Origin of the sequence: Streptomyces ortus, assembly GCF_026341275.1 — a bacterium.
Classification (GTDB): Bacteria; Actinomycetota; Actinomycetes; order Streptomycetales; family Streptomycetaceae; genus Streptomyces; species Streptomyces ortus.
Genome location: NZ_JAIFZO010000002.1, coordinates 4,281,085 through 4,301,886, shown reverse-complemented (window position 1 = coordinate 4,301,886; position 20,802 = coordinate 4,281,085). Strand labels below are relative to the sequence as shown.

At 70.2% G+C, this 20,802-nt stretch carries 14 protein-coding genes; 8 read left to right on the top strand and 6 right to left on the bottom strand.

Annotated features, from left to right (window positions below; genetic code table 11):
* The first annotated feature begins 24 nt into the window (after positions 1-24).
* Positions 25-465, top strand: coding sequence for an SsgA family sporulation/cell division regulator (locus K3769_RS22300; RefSeq protein ID WP_267028137.1), 441 nt, complete (start codon positions 25-27; stop codon positions 463-465).
* A gap of 64 nt (positions 466-529) precedes the next feature.
* Here the strand turns inward: K3769_RS22300 and K3769_RS22295 are convergent, their stop codons facing one another.
* Entirely contained in the window at positions 530-2,032 is a 1,503-nt protein-coding gene (locus K3769_RS22295) for a YibE/F family protein (RefSeq protein ID WP_267028136.1), read from the bottom strand.
* Between the two features lie 220 nt (positions 2,033-2,252).
* Between K3769_RS22295 and thiC the strand changes: the two genes are divergently transcribed.
* Complete coding sequence (gene thiC, locus K3769_RS22290) at positions 2,253-4,178, top strand: phosphomethylpyrimidine synthase ThiC (protein ID WP_267028135.1); 1,926 nt, start codon at positions 2,253-2,255, stop codon at positions 4,176-4,178.
* Positions 4,179-4,312: 134 nt separating this feature from the next.
* On the opposite strand, the gene K3769_RS22285 is transcribed toward thiC, so the two are convergent.
* The 3 genes from K3769_RS22285 to K3769_RS22275 all read right to left on the bottom strand — a co-directional run bounded on the left by K3769_RS22285 (position 4,313) and on the right by K3769_RS22275 (position 7,884).
* The gene (locus tag K3769_RS22285; RefSeq protein ID WP_267028134.1) at positions 4,313-5,185 is read right to left on the bottom strand and encodes a hypothetical protein; all 873 of its coding nucleotides are present in this window, start codon (positions 5,183-5,185) and stop codon (positions 4,313-4,315) included.
* A gap of 183 nt (positions 5,186-5,368) precedes the next feature.
* Positions 5,369-6,595 carry a metallophosphoesterase gene (locus tag K3769_RS22280; protein ID WP_267031495.1) on the bottom strand — a complete coding sequence of 409 codons (1,227 nt, stop codon included), beginning with the start codon at positions 6,593-6,595 and terminating at the stop codon, positions 5,369-5,371.
* Between the two features lie 176 nt (positions 6,596-6,771).
* Positions 6,772-7,884, bottom strand: a complete 1,113-nt coding sequence (locus tag K3769_RS22275) for a LacI family DNA-binding transcriptional regulator (protein ID WP_267028133.1) — start codon at positions 7,882-7,884, stop codon at positions 6,772-6,774.
* 432 nt (positions 7,885-8,316) lie between these two features.
* Here K3769_RS22275 and hisC point away from each other — a divergent pair, with 432 nt between their 5' ends.
* The 6 genes from hisC to K3769_RS22245 all read left to right on the top strand — a co-directional run bounded on the left by hisC (position 8,317) and on the right by K3769_RS22245 (position 18,789).
* A complete protein-coding gene (gene hisC, locus K3769_RS22270) occupies positions 8,317-9,399 on the top strand; it encodes a histidinol-phosphate transaminase (protein WP_267028132.1) in 1,083 nt (360 codons plus the stop codon).
* Between the two features lie 299 nt (positions 9,400-9,698).
* Positions 9,699-11,204 (top strand): cytochrome ubiquinol oxidase subunit I, encoded by a 1,506-nt coding sequence (locus tag K3769_RS22265; protein ID WP_267028131.1) that lies wholly within the window; start codon positions 9,699-9,701, stop codon positions 11,202-11,204.
* A gap of 20 nt (positions 11,205-11,224) precedes the next feature.
* Entirely contained in the window at positions 11,225-12,229 is a 1,005-nt protein-coding gene (gene cydB, locus K3769_RS22260; RefSeq protein ID WP_267028130.1) for a cytochrome d ubiquinol oxidase subunit II, read from the top strand.
* A gap of 101 nt (positions 12,230-12,330) precedes the next feature.
* Entirely contained in the window at positions 12,331-15,828 is a 3,498-nt protein-coding gene (cydD, locus tag K3769_RS22255; RefSeq protein WP_267028129.1) for a thiol reductant ABC exporter subunit CydD, read from the top strand.
* An 86-nt stretch (positions 15,829-15,914) separates the two neighbouring features.
* Complete coding sequence (locus tag K3769_RS22250) at positions 15,915-17,513, top strand: sensor histidine kinase (protein WP_267028128.1); 1,599 nt, start codon at positions 15,915-15,917, stop codon at positions 17,511-17,513.
* A gap of 220 nt (positions 17,514-17,733) precedes the next feature.
* Entirely contained in the window at positions 17,734-18,789 is a 1,056-nt protein-coding gene (locus K3769_RS22245; protein WP_267028127.1) for a peptidoglycan DD-metalloendopeptidase family protein, read from the top strand.
* A 60-nt stretch (positions 18,790-18,849) separates the two neighbouring features.
* Here the strand turns inward: K3769_RS22245 and K3769_RS22240 are convergent, their stop codons facing one another.
* Positions 18,850-19,737 (bottom strand): HAD hydrolase family protein, encoded by an 888-nt coding sequence (locus tag K3769_RS22240; protein WP_267028126.1) that lies wholly within the window; start codon positions 19,735-19,737, stop codon positions 18,850-18,852.
* Between the two features lie 148 nt (positions 19,738-19,885).
* Positions 19,886-20,797, bottom strand: coding sequence for an LLM class flavin-dependent oxidoreductase (locus tag K3769_RS22235; RefSeq protein WP_267028125.1), 912 nt, complete (start codon positions 20,795-20,797; stop codon positions 19,886-19,888).
* Positions 20,798-20,802: the final 5 nt, after the last annotated feature.

Genomic DNA, 20,802 nt, shown 5'->3' with positions numbered 1-20,802 from the left:
GGACGGCAAACGACGGGGTAGGCGATGCGCGAGTCGGTAGTACAGGCAGAGGTCATGATGAGCTTCGTCGTCTCGGAGGAGCTCTCCTTCCGCATCCCGGTGGAGCTGCGTTACGAGACCTGTGATCCCTATGCCGTGCGTCTGACCTTCCACCTGCCCGGCGACGCTCCGGTGACCTGGGCCTTCGGCCGGGAGTTGCTGATCGACGGGGTGGGCCGGCCGTGCGGGGACGGAGACGTGCACATCACTCCCTCGGACTCCGAGAGTTTCGGCGATGTGCTGATCCGGCTCCAGGTGGGCGTGGACCAGGCCCTGTTCCGCTGTGGTACGGCGCCTCTGCTGGCGTTCCTCGACCGTACGGACCGGCTGGTTCCGCTGGGCCAGGAGCGTTCCCTGGCCGACTTCGACACGCACCTGGACGAGGCCCTGGACCGCATCCTGGCGGAGGAGCAGAGCGCGGGGTGAGGCGACCGCGGGCGGCCGACGCGAGGTGACGCTTCCCGCCGACCGCCCCGGTGTCGCGCCGGCTTCAGTGCTTGCGGCGGCGGCCACTCCCCCCGCGCAGGGGGGCCTTCGCGCCGGACTGAGGCTGCTGCGCCTGCCCCTGCGGCTGTTGCGGCTGCCGGGCCGGGGCGGCGTCGCCCGGTCGGTCCGCCGAGACCACCAGGGCCGCGAGAGCGGTCGTGACCGGCACCGAGGCGACCAGTCCGATCGAGCCGACGAGAGTACGGACGATCTCCGCGGCCACCAGTTCGCTGTTGGCCACCGTCCCCACACTGCTCTGCGCGATGGAGAAGAGCAGCAGCAGAGGCAGTGCCGCGCCCGCGTAGGCGAGGACAAGCGTGTTGACCACGGACGCGATGTGGTCACGGCCGATGCGGATGCCCGCGCGGTACAGACCGCGCCAGCCCATCGTCGGGTTGGCCTCGTGCAGCTCCCAGACCGCCGACGTCTGCGTCACGGTGACGTCGTCGAGCACTCCGAGCGAACCGATGATGACACCCGCGAGCAGCAGACCGCTCATGTCGATGGACGGGTAGAGACCGTGGATCAGGCCGGTGTTGTCGTCGGTGTTGCCGGTCAGCGCGGCCCAGTCGATGAACAGTGAGCCGAGCAGCCCGATCAGCACCAGGGACAGCAGCGTGCCCAGTACGGCGACCGACGTCCGCGCTGAGAGGCCGTGGCACATGTAGAGGGCGATCAGCATGATGGCGCTGGCCCCGACCACCGCCACGACCAGCGGATTCGAACCCTGCAGAATCGCGGGCAGGATGAAGAACGTCAGGATCAAGAAGCTGACGGCCAGCGCGATCAGCGCCATGACACCGCGCATCCGGCCCACCACGACCACGGCGAGGGCGAAGATGCCGGCGAGCAGCGCCATGGGGAGTTTGCGGTTCACATCGGTGACCGAGTACTGGAGCTCCTTGGGGGCGTCGGGCGCGTACGCCACGATCACCTCCTGGCCCTGTTCCAACTGGCGTGAGGAGTCGGGCTGGACGATCTCCGTGAAGGTACGGCCCTTGTCCTTGCCGGAGTCGACCCGGATCGTCGCCTTCTTGCAGGTGCCCGATGCCTGTTGCTGCGCCGCCGAGCCCTCGGCTGTCGAGGTGTCGCCGGTCGGCGTCCCGCCCGAGGCGTTCACAGATTTGCAGTCGACCTGGTCGAGCTTGGTCACGGTGGCCTGCTGGGTCTGCCGGTCGAAGCCGACGCCCGTGCGCTCGTGTCCAGGGGCGCCGCCCGGCCAGAGCACCGCGAGACCGACAACGACCGCTGCGGCGAAAGGAATCAGCACAGCAGCGATGATCTTGCGCAGGTGCATGGAGACAGGGGCCGCGGGGCCATGACTGTGTGAGTGGCCGTGCCCGCCGCCGGTGGCTCCTTCGCTGCCCCCACCGGGCCGATTGCCTCCGCCACCCCCGCCGGGGCCGTGGGCTCCGTGGCCGGATCCTTCCCCATGACCGTGGCCGTCGTGGCCGTGTCCGTGGGGCGGTTCGGGCGGCGGAAGTGGGGGCTGCTGCGTCGTGGTCACCGACCGATCATCGCAAGAACGGGAGGGGCCCACTGTTCACCGCGCCCATTGTGACGCTAGCGTGGAAGCACCTTTGCACACGCGGGAGCTCGGAGCACCGGGCTGAGAGGGCGCTGACCTCCGTATCCGCGATGTTTCACGTGGAACATCGCCGGACGGGAAACGCTGCGTCGACCGCCGAACCTGTTACCGGGTAATGCCGGCGTAGGGAGTAGGTCTCATGACCAACAAGGACGTACGCACGCCTGCCTCCAGCCAGTCGGGCGGGGCAGCTGCTTCGCCCGGAAACGGCGAAACCGGAAAGTCCGTAGCCGGAAAGCCCCCAGTCGGGGATTCCGCAACCGGAAAGTTCGCAACCGGAAAGTCCGCTACCGAGGAATCCGCTACCGGGGAGTCCGGCCCCGCGAAGTCCATCGGCTGGCACAAGGCGTATGTCGCGGGCTCGCGCCCCGATCTGCGGGTGCCGGTCCGTCAGGTGCATCTCACCAACGGTGAATCGGTCACCCTCTACGACACCTCGGGCCCGTACACCGATCCGGTCGTCGACACCGATGTACGCAGGGGTCTGGCAGCCCTGCGCGACAACTGGATCATCGCCCGTGGCGACACCGAGGAGTACGCGGGCCGTCCCGTGAGCCCCGAGGACGACGGAATCAAGCACACCTCGCCCCGCGGCGGACTGCGCAACCTCGACGCGGTCTTCCCGGGGCGTCCCCGGCTGCCCCGCCGGAGCCGTGACGGGCAGGCGGTGACGCAACTCGCCTATGCGCGGCGGGGCGAGGTCACGCCGGAGATGGAATACGTGGCCATCCGGGAGAACGTCGAACCCGAGGTCGTCCGTGCGGAGATCGCGGCGGGCCGGGCCGTGCTGCCGGCCAACGTCAACCATCCCGAGATCGAGCCGATGATCATCGGCAAGCGGTTCCTGGTGAAGGTCAACGCCAACATCGGCAACTCCGCGGTCACCTCCTCCATCGAGGAGGAAGTCGAGAAGATGACGTGGGCGACGCGCTGGGGCGCCGACACGGTGATGGACCTGTCGACCGGCCGCAACATCCACACCACGCGGGAGTGGGTACTGCGCAACTCCCCCGTCCCCATCGGCACGGTCCCCCTTTACCAGGCGCTGGAGAAGGTCGACGGGCGCGCCGAGGAACTGACCTGGGAGATCTACAAGGACACGGTCATCGAGCAGGCCGAGCAGGGCGTGGACTACATGACCGTCCACGCGGGGGTGCGGCTGCCGTACGTCCCGCTGACCGCGAACCGTAAGACCGGCATCGTCTCGCGCGGGGGCTCGATCATGGCGGCGTGGTGCCTGGCGCACCACAAGGAGTCGTTCCTGTACGAGCACTTCGAGGAGCTCTGCGAGATCCTCGCCGCGTACGACGTCACGTATTCACTCGGCGACGGGCTGCGGCCCGGGTCGATCGCGGACGCCAACGACGCCGCGCAGTTCGCGGAGTTGCGGACCCTCGGGGAGCTCAACAAGGTCGCGAAGCGTTTCCACGTGCAGACCATGATCGAGGGGCCGGGACATGTCCCGATGCACAAGATCAAGGAGAACATCGACCTTCAGCAGGAGATCTGCGAGGAGGCTCCATTCTACACGCTCGGCCCGCTGACCACGGACATCGCCCCGGCGTACGACCACATCACCTCCGGTATCGGTGCCGCGATGATCGCCTGGTGGGGCACGGCGATGCTCTGCTACGTCACGCCCAAGGAACATCTGGGCCTGCCCAACCGCGACGACGTCAAGACGGGCGTCATCACCTATAAGATCGCGGCTCACGCGGCGGACCTCGCCAAGGGGCATCCGGGCGCGCAGGAGTGGGACGACGCGTTGTCGGACGCCCGCTTCGAGTTCCGGTGGGAGGACCAGTTCAACCTGGCCCTGGACCCGGACACCGCCCGCGAGTTCCACGACGAGACCCTGCCGGCCGAACCGGCCAAGACGGCGCACTTCTGCTCCATGTGCGGTCCGAAGTTCTGCTCGATGAAGATCAGCCACAGCATCAACGAGCAGTTCGGCGGTACGGCTGCCGCGGGGGCCTCGCCGGAAGAGGTCGCCGACGGGATGCTCCAGAAGTCGAAGGAGTTCGCCGCGGCGGGCAACCGGGTCTATCTGCCCATGGCCGACTGACAGCCGGCCGACCGGTCGTGGTGCCGTGACGCCGAGGTCCTGGGCGATCATTTCCAGGACCTCGGTGATCCGGCCCGTCCGTCGCGCGGGTGAGGCCGGTGGCGAAGGAGAGGCGCTGTCTCCTCTCGACTCACCTACTCCGGCGCGTGGTCCGGGCCCCCGAAGTCCGGGCTGCTGAAGTCCGGACTTGAGTAGCTGGGGCGCGGGCCCGCCGCCGCACCTCCGTCGGGGCTGCTGAAGCCCGGGCGGTTGTAGCCGAGCTGCGGCATCCGGCTGATCGGTTCCGTCGGCTTCGTACGGCCGAGGGCCGCTGTGCCCGGGTCGGCCAGAGCTTCCCGGAGGAACGGCATGAGACCGCGCTCCAGGAGAGCTTCGTGCCACGCTTCCCTGGCGAGGGCGACCTCCTCGCTCCGTTCGCCGTGGACACCGGCCTGGAGCGAGCTGGCGCCGTTGCGCAGGGCGGCGAGCAGCAGGCAGACGGCGGCGACCAGGATCGAGACCGCGGTGATGGCGCCGAAGACCCAGCCGGTGCCGAGCAGGGTCCCCGCGATGCCCGGTTCGGGGTCGAGCATCTTCAGGATGTAGCCGACGAGCAGGAAGATCGCCGCGGCGGTGCCGGCGAGGACCGGGGCGAGCACGGCGACGACCGCGGCGGCACCGGCCCCTGCCGTCTCGGCGACTTCCCCCATGGCGGTGGCGAGCCCCACCGCGCTGGTGCCCGGATCCGCGGAACTGCCGGACCCTTCGCGGACGGGAGGGGCGGACGGCGTGGGCTGGCGCAGTTCCTCGCGGACCTTCACATAGTGCTGGTACTCGCTCGCCGCGGCGGCCGTGATGAGTGCCGTGGCGTTGAGCGCCATCGTGCGCAGTTGTTCGGGGTTGAGCCGCTGACCGACAGCGGCGAGTTCCGGGCGGTGTGGTGCGGAGCGCAGCGCCTCGTCGAGGATCCGCTCGTACTCTTGGCGGTCCTCGCTCAGCAGGTGCTGCGGAACGCTGTTCATGTGCATCCCCCGATGCTCCGTAGGGCTGGGTGACTCGGCATGGTGACGAGCCGTCGGGCAGAAACGGAGGGGAGCCTGCTACGGATAAGCCGATGGTAGAGCGATGACGGCACGGGGTGACAGGGGGTTTCCAGAATTTGCTCCCGGACCGCACGCGTCCTCCATCGAAGGACGCGTGCCCGGGAACGCTCAGCTGTCCAGGGGTAGCTGCTGGACCAGCAGTTTTCCGGCCATGGTCACGCCGCCGTCCATCGCGATCGCGAGTTTGTCGGCGTACACATGAGGTTCTTCGACCGCCAGGGGCGGCGAATTGTCCCCGTCCTCCGAGCCGACCTCGCCGCGGAGGTAGGGAATGGGGCTGTGACCATGCACGATGCGTGAACCGCCGTAGGTCTCCAGCAAGGAACGGACCGCCTGCGCACCGCCGTCGTCGCGGAACGCGAAGCGCTTGGTGAACTTGCGGAAGAGGTCCCAGCACTCGTCCGCGTCATTGCGGGTGAGGGTTTCCCGGATGGTGTCGTTGACCGCTTCGATGGAGTCGCCGTAGTCGAGATAGGCGGTCGTGTCGGAGTGCACGAGCAGATGCCCGTCCGCCAGTTCCATCGCGTCCAGGCGGGCCATCCACTGCAGATGGTGGTCCTGGAGACGCTCCATGTCGGTCTTCTGGCCGCCATTGAGCAGCCAGGCGGCCTGGAAGGTGGCGGTCCCCGCCCCGGAGTTGACGGGGGTGTCCCCGAACCGCCTGGCGCCCAGAAGCAGCAGTTCGTGGTTGCCCATCAGCGCCTTGCAGTAGCCGCCGACCGCGGCGGCCTCCGCGGACAGGCGCATCACGAGGTCGATGACGCCGATCCCGTCGGGCCCGCGGTCGGTGAAGTCACCGAGGAACCACAGCCGGGAGGTCCCGGCCGCCCAGCGGCCTTCGAGGTCGATGAGCCCCTTCTCGTGCAGCGCGGAGACGAGTTCGTCGAGGTACCCGTGCACGTCACCGACGACGTACAGCGGACCCGGTCCCTCCTCCGGCTGCGGAAGCTGCCCGGTCTCGGGGTCGACCGGCATCTGAACCGTGTCACCGCGGTTGATGACCGGCAGATCGCGCTCGGTCGGTGTGTAGCCCTCCGGTTCGGCGGCGGGGACGCCGGCCTCGCTGTGCGGCGGCCCGCCCGGGTAGGAACCGGATCGGACGTACGGCTCCGCAGGCCCGGTGTACGGGTCGGCGGCCTGGTCGTACGGCTCGGTGGAGCGGTCGTACGGTTCGGCCGGCCGGTCGTACGGCCCGGGCGGTGCCGGGTGCGGTCCGGGTGGCTGCGCGTACGGACCGGCTTCGTGGACATACGCCGGTACGCGGAAGTCGCGCACCGTCGGCGTCCGCATCTCGGGTCCCTGACCGGCCCCCTGAGTCATCGACCCCTCCACCACCATCGCGCCGCATCTGCACCGCGTCGGACTGCCTGGTCGCAGCGGCCCGCGGTGTCGTCCGCCCATCATAGGAATGCGGATCGCGCCATGTGATGACCCAGGGGTGGTGAATCGGAGCAGAACCCCAGTTCACCGTGGTTTTCTCCCGAATTGGGAGGGGCTTTCCGCGTCCGAGGTCACCCCTGCTCCGGAGACCTCGGCGGACTGACGGTCGTCCGCGGCGGCCGTCGCTCGGAGGAGGTGCGCACGATCAGCTCCGTCGGTATCACCTGCTCGACCGGTTGGTCCGATTCGACCCCCTCGATGGCGTCGATCAGGAGCTGGACCACGGCCGTGCCGATTCGTCTCGGTTTCAGCGAGAGCGTCGTGACGGGCGGTTCGGTGTTGGCGTAGACCGTGGACTCGCTGCAGCACACGAGAAGCAGGTCGTCCGGTACGCGCAGGCCGTAGCGCCGGGCCGCCGCGAGGAGATCGGTGCCGTTCGGGTCGAAGAGTCCGTAGACGGCGTCGGGCCGGTCGGGCCGGGCGAGCAGCCGGTCGGCGGCCACCGCCCCCGCGCACGGATCGTGCGCGGGATACGCCTCGTACACAGGATCCTGGCCCACGCGCTCGCACCAGCGCAGGTACGCCGTCGTGGAGAGATGGGTGTACGTGTCCGTGGTCGTCCCGGTCAGCAGGCCGATTCTGCGGGCTCCGGCGGCGGCCAGGTGGTCGAGGATGCCCAGGACAGCGGCCTCGTGGTCGTTGTCCACCCAGGCGGTCACCGGCAGCGTGCCGGCCGGGCGGCCGTCCGAGACCACCGGTAAGCCCTGGCGGACGAGTTCGCTGACGACCGGGTCCTGGTCGGAAGGGTCGATGACGACCGTCCCGTCCAGGGCCACGTTCGACCACACGTCGTGGCGCGAGGTCGCCGGGAGGATGACCAGGGCGTAGCCCCGGGCGAGCGCGGCCGAGGTGGCGGCTCTGGCCATCTCCGCGAAGTACGCGAACTCCGTGAAGGTGAAGGGTTCGTCCCCGTAGGTCGTCACGGTCAGGCCGATGAGGCCGGACTTGCCGGTACGGAGGGTTCGGGCCGCCGCGGAGGGCCGGTAACCCAGCCGATCGGCGACCTCGCGGACATGGCGTCTGGTGGCGTCCGGGAGCCGTCCCTTGCCGTTGAGGGCGTCGGAGACCGTCGTGATGGAGACTCCGGCGGCCGCGGCCACGTCTCTGATGCCCGCCCGGCCCGGCCGGTTTCCTCGACGAGAGGTATCCGACCGGCTCACCTGGTGCTTCCCTGCTGCTGTCATGGCGAGCCGATAGTAGGGCTCATGTGGTGGGGTAGTGCGGACGCATATGCACTCGTTGACAGGCACGTTTCTGCATGATCATCAATAGCTAACTGCCTTGGAAAGCAAGAGGGTTGACCGATTCAATGGCAGTACGTCACTTGTCGGCGCGCATGAGCCTGCCAAAGGGGCCATGTCTCGAAGAGGTCTCAACTCACCTGCACGAGGGATGCGCGCCACGGCGCGAGCCACCAGCGCGAACTGTGACCGGCGGCGCGCCCCCTCTTTCGTACGCCTTCGTGCGGTGATGCCCGGGAGTGCGCACACGGATCCTCGCCGCCGGCCGGGAGGTCGGTCCCGGGCCGTACTCAGCGGCTTCGAATCCTCTTAAGGTGAGCAGTATTGGTAGCCGGTGGTGGTGATGAGCCGGAGACGGTCACGAGGAGGACTGCGGTGAGCGAGACGAGCCCGAAGCTGCGAGCCGAGCTGGAGGGTATTCCCACGTACAAGCCCGGGAAGCCCGCGGCGGTCTCGGACGGTCCGGTGGCCTACAAGCTGTCCTCCAACGAGAACCCCTATCCGCCGCTGCCGGGAGTGCTGGAGAGCGTCAGCGCGGCGGTCGGTGCCTTCAACCGCTACCCCGACATGGCGTGCACGGGGTTGATGAGCGAGCTGGCGGACCGGTTCGGGGTGCCGCTGACGCATCTGGCCACCGGCACCGGCTCGGTCGGCGTCGCCCAGCAGCTGGTGCAGGCGACCTCGGGACCGGGTGACGAGGTGATCTACGCCTGGCGGTCCTTCGAGGCGTACCCGATCATCACCCGCGTCAGCGGGGCGACGCCGGTCCAGGTGCCGCTGACGCCGGGGGACGTCCACGACCTCGACGCGATGGCGGACGCGATCACCGACCGGACGCGGCTGATTTTCGTCTGCAACCCCAACAACCCCACGGGTACGGCGGTGCGCCGGGCCGAGCTGGAACGATTCCTCGACCGGGTGCCGGCCGATGTCCTGGTGGTCCTCGACGAGGCGTACCGCGAGTTCGTGCGCGACGCGGAGGTGCCGGACGGCGTCGAGCTCTACCGGGACCGGCCGAACGTGTGCGTGCTGCGGACGTTCTCCAAGGCGTACGGTCTCGCCGGGCTGCGGGTCGGCTTCGCGATCGCTCATGATCCGGTGGCGGCGGCGCTGCGCAAGACGGCCGTGCCCTTCGGGGTGAGCCAGCTCGCTCAGGACGCGGCGGTCGCCTCGCTGCGCGCCGAGGACGAGCTGCTCGGCCGGGTCGGTTCGCTGGTCTCCGAGCGCACCCGGGTCGTCGGGACGCTGCGTGGCCAGGGCTGGACGGTGCCGGACACCCAGGCGAACTTCGTGTGGCTGCGGCTCGGGGAGCGCACGGTCGACTTCGCCGCCGTGTGCGAGCAGGCCGGGGTCGTCGTCCGGCCGTTCGCGGGCGAGGGTGTCCGGGTGACGGTGGGCGAGACCGAGGCCAACGACATCTTTCTGATGACGGCGGAGGGCTTCCGCAAGGAGATCTAGCCGAACCGTCGACTGAGGCTGTTGATCAAGGCCCCGGCATCCCAGGTTCGCGGGGTGCCGGGGCCTTGTGGTGTTCGTCTCGTCCCGAGCTCTCCGGACCCCCCTGAGCTGCGGCTTTGCGTTCCACGCGGCGAGGTCCGCAGCTGGGTGCCCCCGCCTGTCACCTCTCGAACGGCCATGCGTCATAATTGCTTGTGAATGTGAACGCGTTCACAAGCGCGTCCTATTTGCTCCCTGGAGGTCTGGGGCAAGCAGGGCAAACCGCCGCGGTAACCACGGCGACGTAAGGAGTTGACGACGTGGAATTGGCTTTGGCGCCGGAGACGATAGCGCGCTGGCAGTTCGGCATCACCACCGTCTACCACTTCCTCTTCGTCCCGCTCACGATCTCGCTCGCCGCGCTCACCGCGGGCCTGCAGACCGCATGGGTGCGCACGGAGAAGGAGAAGTACCTCAGAGCCACCAAGTTCTGGGGCAAGCTCTTCCTGATCAACATCGCGATGGGTGTCGTCACGGGGATCGTGCAGGAGTTCCAGTTCGGAATGAACTGGTCCGACTACTCGCGCTTCGTCGGTGACGTCTTCGGTGCCCCGCTCGCCTTCGAGGCCCTGATCGCCTTCTTCTTCGAGTCCACGTTCATCGGGCTCTGGATCTTCGGCTGGGACAAGCTGCCGAAGAAGATCCACTTGGCCTGCATCTGGATGGTCTCGATCGGCACGCTGCTGTCCGCGTACTTCATCCTCGCGGCCAACTCCTGGATGCAGCACCCCGTCGGCTACCGCATCAACGAGAAGAAGGGGCGCGCCGAACTCACCGACTTCTGGCTGGTCCTGACCCAGAACACGGCGCTCAACCAGGTGTTCCACAGCTTCTCGGCGGCCTTCCTGACGGGCGGCGCCTTCATGGTGGGCATCGCGGCGTTCCACCTGATGCGCAAGAAGCACATCCCGGTGATGCGGACCTCGCTCCGGCTGGGCCTGGTCACCATGGCGGTCGGCGGCCTCCTCACCGCGATCAGTGGCGACACCCTCGGCAAGGTCATGTACGAGCAGCAGCCGATGAAGATGGCCGCCGCCGAGGCCCTGTGGGACGGCGAGGAGCCCGCGCCCTTCTCCGTGTTCGCCTATGGGGACGTCGACAAGGGGCACAACACGGTGGCCCTGGAGATTCCCGGGCTCCTGTCCTTCCTCGCCCACAGCGACTTCGACTCGTACGTGCCCGGCATCAACGACACCAACAAGGCCGAGCAGGAGAAGTTCGGACCCGGCGACTACAAGCCCATCGTCCCCGTCGCCTACTGGGGCTTCCGCTGGATGATCGGCTTCGGCATGGCGTCCTTCTCCCTGGGCCTGCTGGGACTGTGGCTGACCCGCAAGAGGTTCCTGCTGCCGGCCGCTCAGCGGACGGGGGAGGACGACGTACCGCATCTGGTGCTGCTCAGGAAGCCGCTCGGCTCCAGGCTCACCCGGCTGTACTGGCTCCTGGCGGTCTGGACGATGGCCTTCCCGTTGATCGCCAACTCGTGGGGGTGGATCTTCACCGAGATGGGCCGGCAGCCCTGGGTCGTCTACGGCGTCATGCAGACCCGCGACGCGGTCTCCCCCGGTGTGTCGCAGACCGAGATGATCATCTCGCTGGCCGTGCTGACGACGATCTACGCGATCCTCGCCGTCGTCGAGGTGAAGCTGCTCGCGAAGTACGTCAAGGCCGGACCACCCGAGCTCACCGAGGCCGACCTCAACCCGCCCACGAAGATCGGCGGCGACCCCCGGGACGCCGACAAGCCGATGGCCTTCTCGTACTAGGCCCAGGGAGCTGCTGAGTCATGGAACTTCACGACATCTGGTTCGTCCTCATCGCCGTCCTGTGGATCGGCTACTTCTTCCTGGAGGGCTTCGACTTCGGGATCGGCGTTCTCACCAAGCTGCTCGCCCGGAACCGGACCGAGAAGCGGGTACTGATCAACACCATCGGCCCGGTCTGGGACGGCAACGAGGTGTGGCTCCTCTCGGCGGGAGGCGCGACCTTCGCCGCCTTCCCCGAGTGGTACGCCACGCTCTTCTCCGGCTTCTACCTGCCCCTGCTGCTCATCCTCGTCTGCCTGATCCTGCGCGGAGTGGCCTTCGAGTACCGGGCCAAGCGGCCCGAGGAGCAGTGGCAGCGCAACTGGGAGAACGCGATCTTCTGGACCTCGCTGCTCCCGGCGTTCCTGTGGGGTGTGGCCTTCGGCAACATCGTCCGCGGGGTGAAGATCGACCAGAACTTCGAGTACGTGGGCGGCCTCACGGACCTGCTCAACCCGTACGCAGTCCTGGGCGGCCTGGTGACGCTGACGCTGTTCACCTTCCACGGAGCGGTGTTCGCCGCGCTCAAGACCCTTGGTGACATCCGGGAACGGGCGCGCCGACTGGCGCTGCGGCTCGGACTGGTGACGGCCGTGCTCGCGCTGGTCTTCCTGCTCTGGACGCAGGTCGAGAACGGTGACGCCAAGAGTCTGGTCGCGCTGGTCGTGGCGGTCGTCGCGCTGGTCGCGGCGATCGGAGCGAACCAGGCGGGACGTGAGGGCTGGGCGTTCGGACTGTCGGGCCTCACCATCGTCGCCGCGATTGCGATGCTGTTCCTGACGCTCTTCCCGAACGTCATGCCGTCCTCGCTGAACGACGAGTGGAGCCTCACGGTCACCAACGCCTCGTCGAGCCCGTACACGCTGAAGATCATGACGTGGTGTGCGGTGATCGCCACACCGGTGGTCATGCTCTACCAGGGCTGGACGTACTGGGTGTTCCGCAAGCGGATCGGTACCCAGCACATTGCCGACGCCGTGCACTGAAGCCCGTAGATCCGGGGGCATGTTTCACGTGAAACATGCCCCATGAGAAGAAGGTGTGTTTCACGTGAAACACGCCGGCTTGACCCAAGGGTGTGTTTCACGTGAAACCGATCGACCCGCGACTTCTTCGCTACGCCCGTGCCACCCGTCTCTTCCTGATGGCGGTCGTGGGGCTGGGCGTTGTGGGAGCGGGGCTGGTCGTCGCGCAGGCCATGCTCATCGCCGAAGTGGTGGTCGGCGCCTTCCAGCACGGACTGTCGACGGCTGAACTCCGCACGCCGCTGCTCCTGTTGGCGGCTGTCGCGATCGGTCGCGCGCTCATCTCCTGGCTCACCGAACTCGCGGCGCACCGGGCGAGTGCTGCGGTCAAGTCGGAGCTGCGCGGACGGTTGCTGGAACGGGCCGGAGCGCTCGGTCCGGAGTGGCTGAGCGGACAGCGGACAGGCTCACTGATCGCGCTCGCCACGCGCGGAGTGGACGCGCTCGACGACTACTTCTCGCGCTATCTGCCGCAGTTGGGGCTCGCGGTGGTCGTGCCCGTCGCCGTACTGGCGCGGATCGTCACCGAGGACTGGGTGTCGGCGGCGATCATCGTCGGCACGCTTCCGCTCATCCCGATCTTCATGATGCTCATCGGCTGGGTCACGCAGTCCCAGATGGACCGGCAGTGGCGGCTGCTGTCCCGGCTCTCGGGCCACTTCCTGGACGTCGTCGCGGGGCTGCCCACCCTCAAGGTCTTCGGACGGGCCAAGGCGCAGGCGGAGTCCATCCGGCGGATCACCGGGGAGTACCGGCAGGCGACCATGCGGACCCTGCGGATCGCCTTCATCTCGTCCTTCGCGCTGGAACTGCTCGCCACGATCTCGGTCGCCCTGGTCGCGGTGACCATCGGAATGCGCCTCGTCCACGGCGAGATGGCGCTGTACGACGGACTGGTCGTCCTGATCCTCGCCCCCGAGGCCTATCTGCCGCTGCGCCAGGTCGGGGCGCAGTACCACGCGGCGGCGGAGGGGCTGTCGGCCGCCGAGGAGATCTTCTCGGTCCTGGAGACGCCGGTACGGGAGTCCGGGTCCGGTGTCGTGCCCGCCGCCGGGGAGCTGTGCTTCGAGGGAGTGACGGTCCGCTATCCCGAGCGGTCGTCCGACGCGGTGTCCCACGTGTCCTTCGCGGTCCGGCCCGGAGAGACGGTGGCGCTCGTCGGCCCCAGCGGAGTGGGCAAGACGACTCTGCTCAACGTGCTGCTGGGCTTCGTCCGGCCCACGGAGGGGCGGGTCGAGGTCGGGGGAGTCGACCTCGCGGAAGCCGACCTGGAGGAATGGCGTTCGCACCTCGCCTGGGTGCCGCAGCGGCCCCATCTGTTCGCCGGGTCCGTCGCCGAGAACGTACGGCTGGCGCGGCCGGAGGCGGACGACTCCGCGGTGCGGGCGGCACTGGCCGACGCCGGGGCCCTGGAGTTCGTGGACGCGCTCCCCGACGGTGCGCGCACGCTCCTCGGCGAGGACGGTGCCGGACTCTCCGCCGGGCAGCGCCAACGGCTCGCCCTGGCCCGGGCGTTCCTCGCCGACCGGCCGGTGCTGCTGCTGGACGAGCCGACCGCCTCGCTCGACGGGGCGACCGAGGCCGAGGTGGTGGAGGCGGTCCGGCGCCTCGCCGTCGGACGGACCGTCCTTCTGGTCGTCCACCGGCCGGCCCTGCTCGGCGTGGCCGACCGCGTGGTGCGCCTGGAACCGGCGGCTTCGGCGGACCGGGCCGCCGCGGCGCCCGGCGATGCGCGGCCGGGTCGCTCCGACACGGTGGCGTCCGTGCCCACGGCGGGCAACGAGAAGGCGGCCCCGCTTCCCCAGAAGCGTGGTGACGTGCTCGCGCGTGTCCGTGCCATGGCCGGGCCGCGCCGGGGACGGCTCGCGCTGGCCCTCCTGCTCGGCAGTCTCGCGCTCGGAAGCGCCGTCGGCCTCATGGCCACCTCGGGCTGGCTGATCTCCCGGGCCTCACAGCAGCCGCCCGTGCTCCATCTGATGGTCGCCGTGACGGCCACACGGGCCTTCGGGATCGGACGGGCCGTCTTCCGGTACGCCGAGCGGCTGGTGTCGCACGAGGCGGTGCTGCGGATGCTCGCCGACACCAGGGTCGCCGTGTACCGGCGCCTCGAACGGCTGGCGCCTGCGGGGCTGCGCACCACCCGGCGCGGCGATCTGCTCTCCCGGCTCGTCAGCGATGTCGACGCGCTGCAGGACTACTGGCTGCGCTGGCTGCTGCCCGCCGCCGCGGCGGCCGTCGTGTCCGCCGGTGCGGTCGGGTTCACGGCCTGGCTGCTCCCCGAGGCGGGTGCCGTTCTCGCCGTCGGGCTGCTGGCCGCGGGCGTGGGCGTTCCGCTGGTGACCGGCGCCGTCGCGCGTCGCGCCGAGCGCCGGCTGGCACCGGCACGCGGCGTACTGGCGACCCGGGTGGCCGATCTCCTCACGGGAACGGCCGAGTTGACCGTCGCGGGCGCGCTGCCCGCCCGTACCGCCGAGGCACGGAAGGCCGACGCGGACCTCACGCGCATCACCTCGCGCGCCGCCACCGCCACCGCGCTCGGCGACGGACTGACCGCGCTGATCTCCGGCCTCACCGTCACGGCGGCGGCGTTCGTGGCCGCCCAGGCGGTCGTCGACGGACGACTCGCCGGGGTGGCGGCGGCCGTTGTCGTCCTCACCCCCCTGGCCGCCTTCGAGGCCGTCCTGGGACTGCCCCTGGCCGCCCAGTACCGGCAGCGGGTGCGCAAGAGCGCGGAGCGCGTGTACGAGGTCCTGGACGCGCCCGACCCCGTACGGGAACCGGAGCGGCCCGCGGAGGCGCCCGCGTCGCCGTTCCCGGTCGTGGTGAAGGGGCTGGCCGCCCGATACGCGGGACAGGAGCGGGACGCGGTCGCCGGGGTGGACCTGGTGCTCGAACGCGGGCGCCGGACCGCCGTCGTCGGGCCGTCAGGATCCGGCAAGACGACGCTGGCCCAGGTGCTGCTGCGCTTCCTGGACCCGCACGGGGGGACGTACACGCTGGGGGGCGTGGACGCGTACGGCATGGACGGTGACGATGTGCGGCGGCTGGTCGGACTCTGTGCGCAGGACGCGCATCTCTTCGACAGCTCGGTGCGCGAGAATCTGCTGCTCGCACGGAAGGACGCGACGGACTCCGCGCTGCGGGACGTGCTGGGACGGGTGCGGCTGCTCGACTGGGCCGACGGCCTGCCCGACGGCATCGACACGCTGATCGGGGAGCACGGGGCCCGGTTGTCCGGCGGGCAGCGGCAGCGGCTGGCGCTCGCCCGCGCGTTGCTCGCGGACTTTCCCGTGCTGGTGCTCGACGAGCCCGCCGAGCATCTCGACCTGGCCACCGCAGACGCCCTCACCGCCGATCTGCTGGCCGCGACCGAGGGGCGTACGACGCTGATGATCACGCACCGGCTGGCGGGCCTCGAAGCGGTGGACGAGGTGATCGTCATGGCCGGCGGGCAGGTGGTGCAGCGGGGCGCGTACGACGAGTTGGTGCGTGCGGCGGGGCCGTTGCGGGAGATGTCCGAGCGGGAACGCCGCACGGAGATGCCGGCCTTCGCACGGTGAGGACTGGCGCGGTGAGGGTTTCGCGCGGTGACGGTTCCGCACACGCTCGACTTTACCTGACAAATGGGACTAACTAGGCTCGGTGCATGTCAGTCGAGCCGGGCCCCGGTGGCGTCCCGAATCCAGCCGACGTACCGCGGCTGCTGGAAGCGATGCGGGCGGTCGGAAGCGGTCTGCGGCTGCGGTCCACCCTGGAGCGGATCTGCGAGACCGCGGCGGAGCTGGCGGACGCGCGGTACGCGGCGGTCGGGCTCACGGCGGAGTGCGGGGACGGCCTCGCCGAGCGCGTGGGCGAGGACATCGACGGACAGGCGGTCCGATGGATCGGGCGGCTGCCGGACGGGTACGAGGAGACCGCCGGGGCCGGGGGGACCTGCCCTCCGCCCGAGGCCGGCTTCCTGGCCGTGCCCGTCCGCGTCCAGGGCGAGAGCGTGGGCACCTTCCACCTCGCCGAGAAGCGCGACGGCGGCCCGTTCGGCGAGCACGACCTCGACATGGTGCGCGTACTGGCGCGCGAGGCGGGCATCGCGGTGGGGAACGCGCGCCTGTACGGGGCCGCCAGACGGCGCGAGCGCTGGATCGACGGATCCGTGGCCGTCACCACCGCGCTGCTCTCCGGAGGAGACGCCGACGAAGCCCTCCAGGTGGTCGCCGAACAGGCCCGTCGGCTCTCCGACTCGATGGCCGGGCTCGTGCTCCTGCCCGCGGCGGCGGGCGGACTGGAGATCGTCGCCGTCGCCTCCGAGAGCCCGTCGAGGGCACTGGGCCTCGTCGTGCCGGCCGAGAACGCGGTGGCGGGCCGGATCCTCGCGGGGAAGGCCGTGTTCGTCGAGGACGCGGCCTCGGATCCGCGGATGTCCGCCGACCTCTCGCGGGGTTACGGGCCGACGCTGCTCCTTCCGCTGCGGAGCGGCGGCCGGGTCCTGGGGAGCCTCGTCATGGCACGCGCGGCGGGCGCCCGCCCGTTCACGGATGCCGAGCGCACCCTGGCGACGCAGTTCGCCTCCCAGGCCGCGCTCGCGCTGATGATGGCCGAGGCACAGCGGGACCGGGAACAGCTCGCGGTCTATGAGGACCGTGACCGGATCGCCCGTGACCTGCACGATCTCGTCATCCAGCGGTTGTTCGCCACCGGGATGCTGCTGGAGAGCGCTCAGCGGCGGTCCGTGCTGCCCGAGGTGCGGCAGGGCGTCGGCAAGGCGGTCGACGAACTCGATGTCACCATCCAGGAGATCCGTACGGCCATCTTCGCGCTCCAGCAGGGACCCGCGGAGTTTCCGACCGGGCTGCGGGCGCGCGTACTGCGGGAGATCAACATGGCTGCCGTACCGCTCGGCTTCAAGCCGTCGCACCGCTTCGTCGGATCGGTGGACACGGTGGTCGGCGAGCTCACGGCCAAGAACCTCGTCGCGGCCCTGCGCGAAGCCCTGTCCAACGCCTTCCGGCACGCGGGAGCGTCCCGGATCGACGTCACCGTGGACGCGACGGTACGGCTTCCGGGTGACGGGACCGGCGTACGTCTGACGGTCACGGACGACGGCGTCGGCATCCCCGACGGCGGCCGGCGCAGCGGGCTGAAGAACCTCAAGCGGCGCGCGGAGTCGCTGGGCGGGGACAGCTGGTACGGCCCGGGGTCCGGGAAGGACGCGGGCGGCACGTCGGTGGTCTGGGAGGCGCCGTACTGAGTCCGGGGCAGGTCCTGACGGGCGCTCACGAGCACGTGCGGGCGCTCGCGGGCACGTACGGGCGTTCGCGGGTACGTACGGACGTGCGGCGCGGCTCGCCGAAGTGATTCCGGCGGGACCCCTGTTCGGCCCAGCGCAGTGCTCCGTCCGTGCCCACCGCTCCCCCAGGTGTACGACGTGAACAGGACCGGAGCCGTCCCCGCGCGACACGATTCGTGTCATGCGCTCACGCCGACGTCGCCGTCCCCCGCTCGTCACGGCGCTCTCGTGCGCGCTGGCCGTCCTGATGGCGGTGCCCACGGCGGCCACCGGGCACACCGACACCGACAGCGGCGGCGGGGCCGGCGCCGAGGTCGTGCGGCTGTACGAGGAGGCGTCAGTGGCGACGCAGCGGTACGAGGCGGGGCGCCGCGAGGCCGAGGAACAGCGGAGCCGGGCCAGGCGGCTGGAACGGCTTCTCGACCGGGAGCGGCGGGACACCGCGGCGCTGGACGGGGACCTCGGCCGCATCGCGCGTGCCCAGTACCGCAGCGGCGGCGGGCTCCCGTACACCGCCCGGCTGCTGCTGGCGGACAGCCCCGAGGAGCTGATGCGCGGTCAGCGAGCCGTCCGGCAGGCGGATCTGGCGGTCGACCACGCCGTCACCAAGAGCCGCCGGGCCCGGAACAGGCTCGCGGCCGACGAATCGAAGGCGGCCTCCGCCTGGCAGGCGCTGGAGCGGCGCAACGAAGAACTCGCCGGGATCAAGCGCGGCATCGAGCGGAAGCTGACGGAGGCCCAGGGCACACTCCAGGGCCAGGCGGACGCCTCGGCCGCCGCCGGTGCGTGCCGGGGGCCCGTCCGGCTCGACCAGCCGGACACGGACTTCACCCAGCCGTGGATCCCCCCGGTGGAGACGTACGGGCTCTCCGCGGGGTTCGGCAGCGGCGGTGAACGCTGGGCGAGCCGGCACACCGGTCAGGACTTCGCGGTGGACATCGGTACACCGGTGCGTTCGGTGGGCCGGGGACGGGTGGTCAAGGTGTCGTGCGGCGGCCCGTTCGGCATCGAGGTCGTGGTGCGGCACGCGGGCGGCTACTACACGCAGTACGCCCATCTGGCGGCCGTCACCGTCGAGCAGGGAGAGCGGGTGTCCACCGGTCAGTGGGTCGGCCAGTCGGGCACGACCGGCAACTCGACCGGCCCGCATCTGCACTTCGAGGTACGCCTGACGCCGCAGCCGGGCTCGGGAGTCGATCCGCGCGAGTGGCTCGCCGAGCGGGACGTCCGGCTGTAACCCCGGGAAGAGGGCCGGCGGCCGGCGCGCGGGAGGTTCGCCGCGGGCCGCGGTCCGTTCCTACCGGCGGTCCGCGAGTATCCGCTCGATCACGACAGCCACGCCGTCCTCGGTGTTGGCGGCCGTACGCCCGGACGCCGCGGCGATCACATCGGGGTGCGCGTTGCCCATCGCGTACGACGTGCCCGCCCAGGTGAGCATCTCCACGTCGTTCGGCATGTCACCGAAGGCGACGACCTCTTCGTGCGAGATGCCGCGCTCGGCGCAGCACAGCGCCAGGGTGCTGGCCTTCGAGACGCCGGGGCCGCTGATCTCCAGGAGCGCGCTGGGGCTGGACCGGGTCACGTCGGCCCGGTCGCCGATGGCCAGCCGGGCGGTCATCAGGAAGTCGTCCGGGGCGATCTCGTGGTGGTACGCGAGGATCTTGAGCACCGGCTCGTCGGCGCCCGGGGCGTCCGGCGCCAGAAGTTTCTCGGCGGGCGCGACGGTGTCGGGAGCCTCCAGGTGCAGCTTCGGGTACGCGGGCTCCTGGTAGAAGCCGTATGTCTGCTCGATGGCGAAGAGGGTGCCCGGAGCGGCGTCGCGCAGCAGCCGTACCGCGTCGAGGGCGTTCTCCCGGGCCAGCTCCCGCACCTTGACGAAGCGGTGGGCGCCGGGGCCGCCGTGCAGATCGACCACGGCGGCGCCGTTTCCGCAGATGGCAAGCCCGTGGCCGTGGACGTGATCGCTCACGACGTCCATCCAGCGGGCCGGGCGCCCCGTCACGAAGAAGACCTCGATGCCGGCCGCCTCGGCGGCGGCCAGGGCGGCCACCGTGCGCGGTGAGACGGACTTGTCGTCGCCCAGGAGGGTGCCGTCGAGGTCCGTGGCGATCAGGCGGGGCGCGAGGGGGGAGGCCGGGATCCCGGGCCGTCGGGTCGCTGAGGTCACTCCGTCATTCTCCCGCATATGCGCGCACGGGCGTGCGGTGGTCCGCACATGTGAGTGACGTAACCTTTCACCTGCCCTTTTGCGGACCGGGGGCCGCCGGGCGGGGGCACCCCGCAAGGGGCGTGGCGAACGGCGCGGGGGACCGGCGTCGGCCCGCAACCGGACGTCAGCCCAGTTGGGCCACCGCTTCCAGCGCGATCTGCTCGAAGACCTTCTCGTCCGCCGCGAAGTCGGACTCCGGGATGGGCCAGTGGATCACGATGTCCGTGAAGCCCAGCTCCAGATGGCGGCCCGCGAAGTCGACGAACGCGTCCAGGGACTCCAGCGGACGTCCGCGGTCCGGGGTGAAGCCGGTGAGCAGGACCTTGTCCAGCTCGCGCACATCGCGCCCGGCCGTCTCGCACGCCGCGGCCAGCTTCTCCGTCTGGCCGCGCAGGGCGTCCACCGACTGCTCGGGGGTGCCCGCCTCGAAGAGCTTCGGGTCTCCGGTGGTCACCCACGCCTGTCCGTGCGCGGCGGCGAGCTTCAGGCCGCGCGGTCCGGTGGCGGCCACCGCGAAGGGCAGCCGGGGGCGCTGCACACAGCCGGGGATGTTGTACGCCTCACGCGCCGAGTAGAACGTGCCGTCGTACGACACGGTGTCCTCGGTGAGCAGCCGGTCGAGCAGCGGCACGAACTCGCCGAAGCGGTCGGCCCGCTCGCGCGGCGTCCAGGGCTCCTCGCCGGTGCGCAGCAGTGTCGTGGCGTCGAAACCGGAGCCGCCCGCGCCGATGCCCAGCGTGATCCGGCCACCGGAGATGTCGTCGAGGGAGATCAGTTCCTTGGCGAGGGCCACCGGATGCCGGAAGTTCGGCGAGGTCACCAGCGTGCCCAGGCGGAGCCGGTCGGTGGCGCCCGCGGCGGCGGTCAGCGTCGGTACGGCGCCGTACCAGGGGCCTTCGCGGAACGTCCGCCATGCCAGGTGGTCGTAGGTGAAGGCGGTGTGGAACCCGAGCTGCTCGGCCCGCTGCCAGGTGGAACGGCCTCCCTCGTGCCAGCGGAGGTAGGGCAGGATCACGGTGCTCAGGCGCAGACTCATGCCGC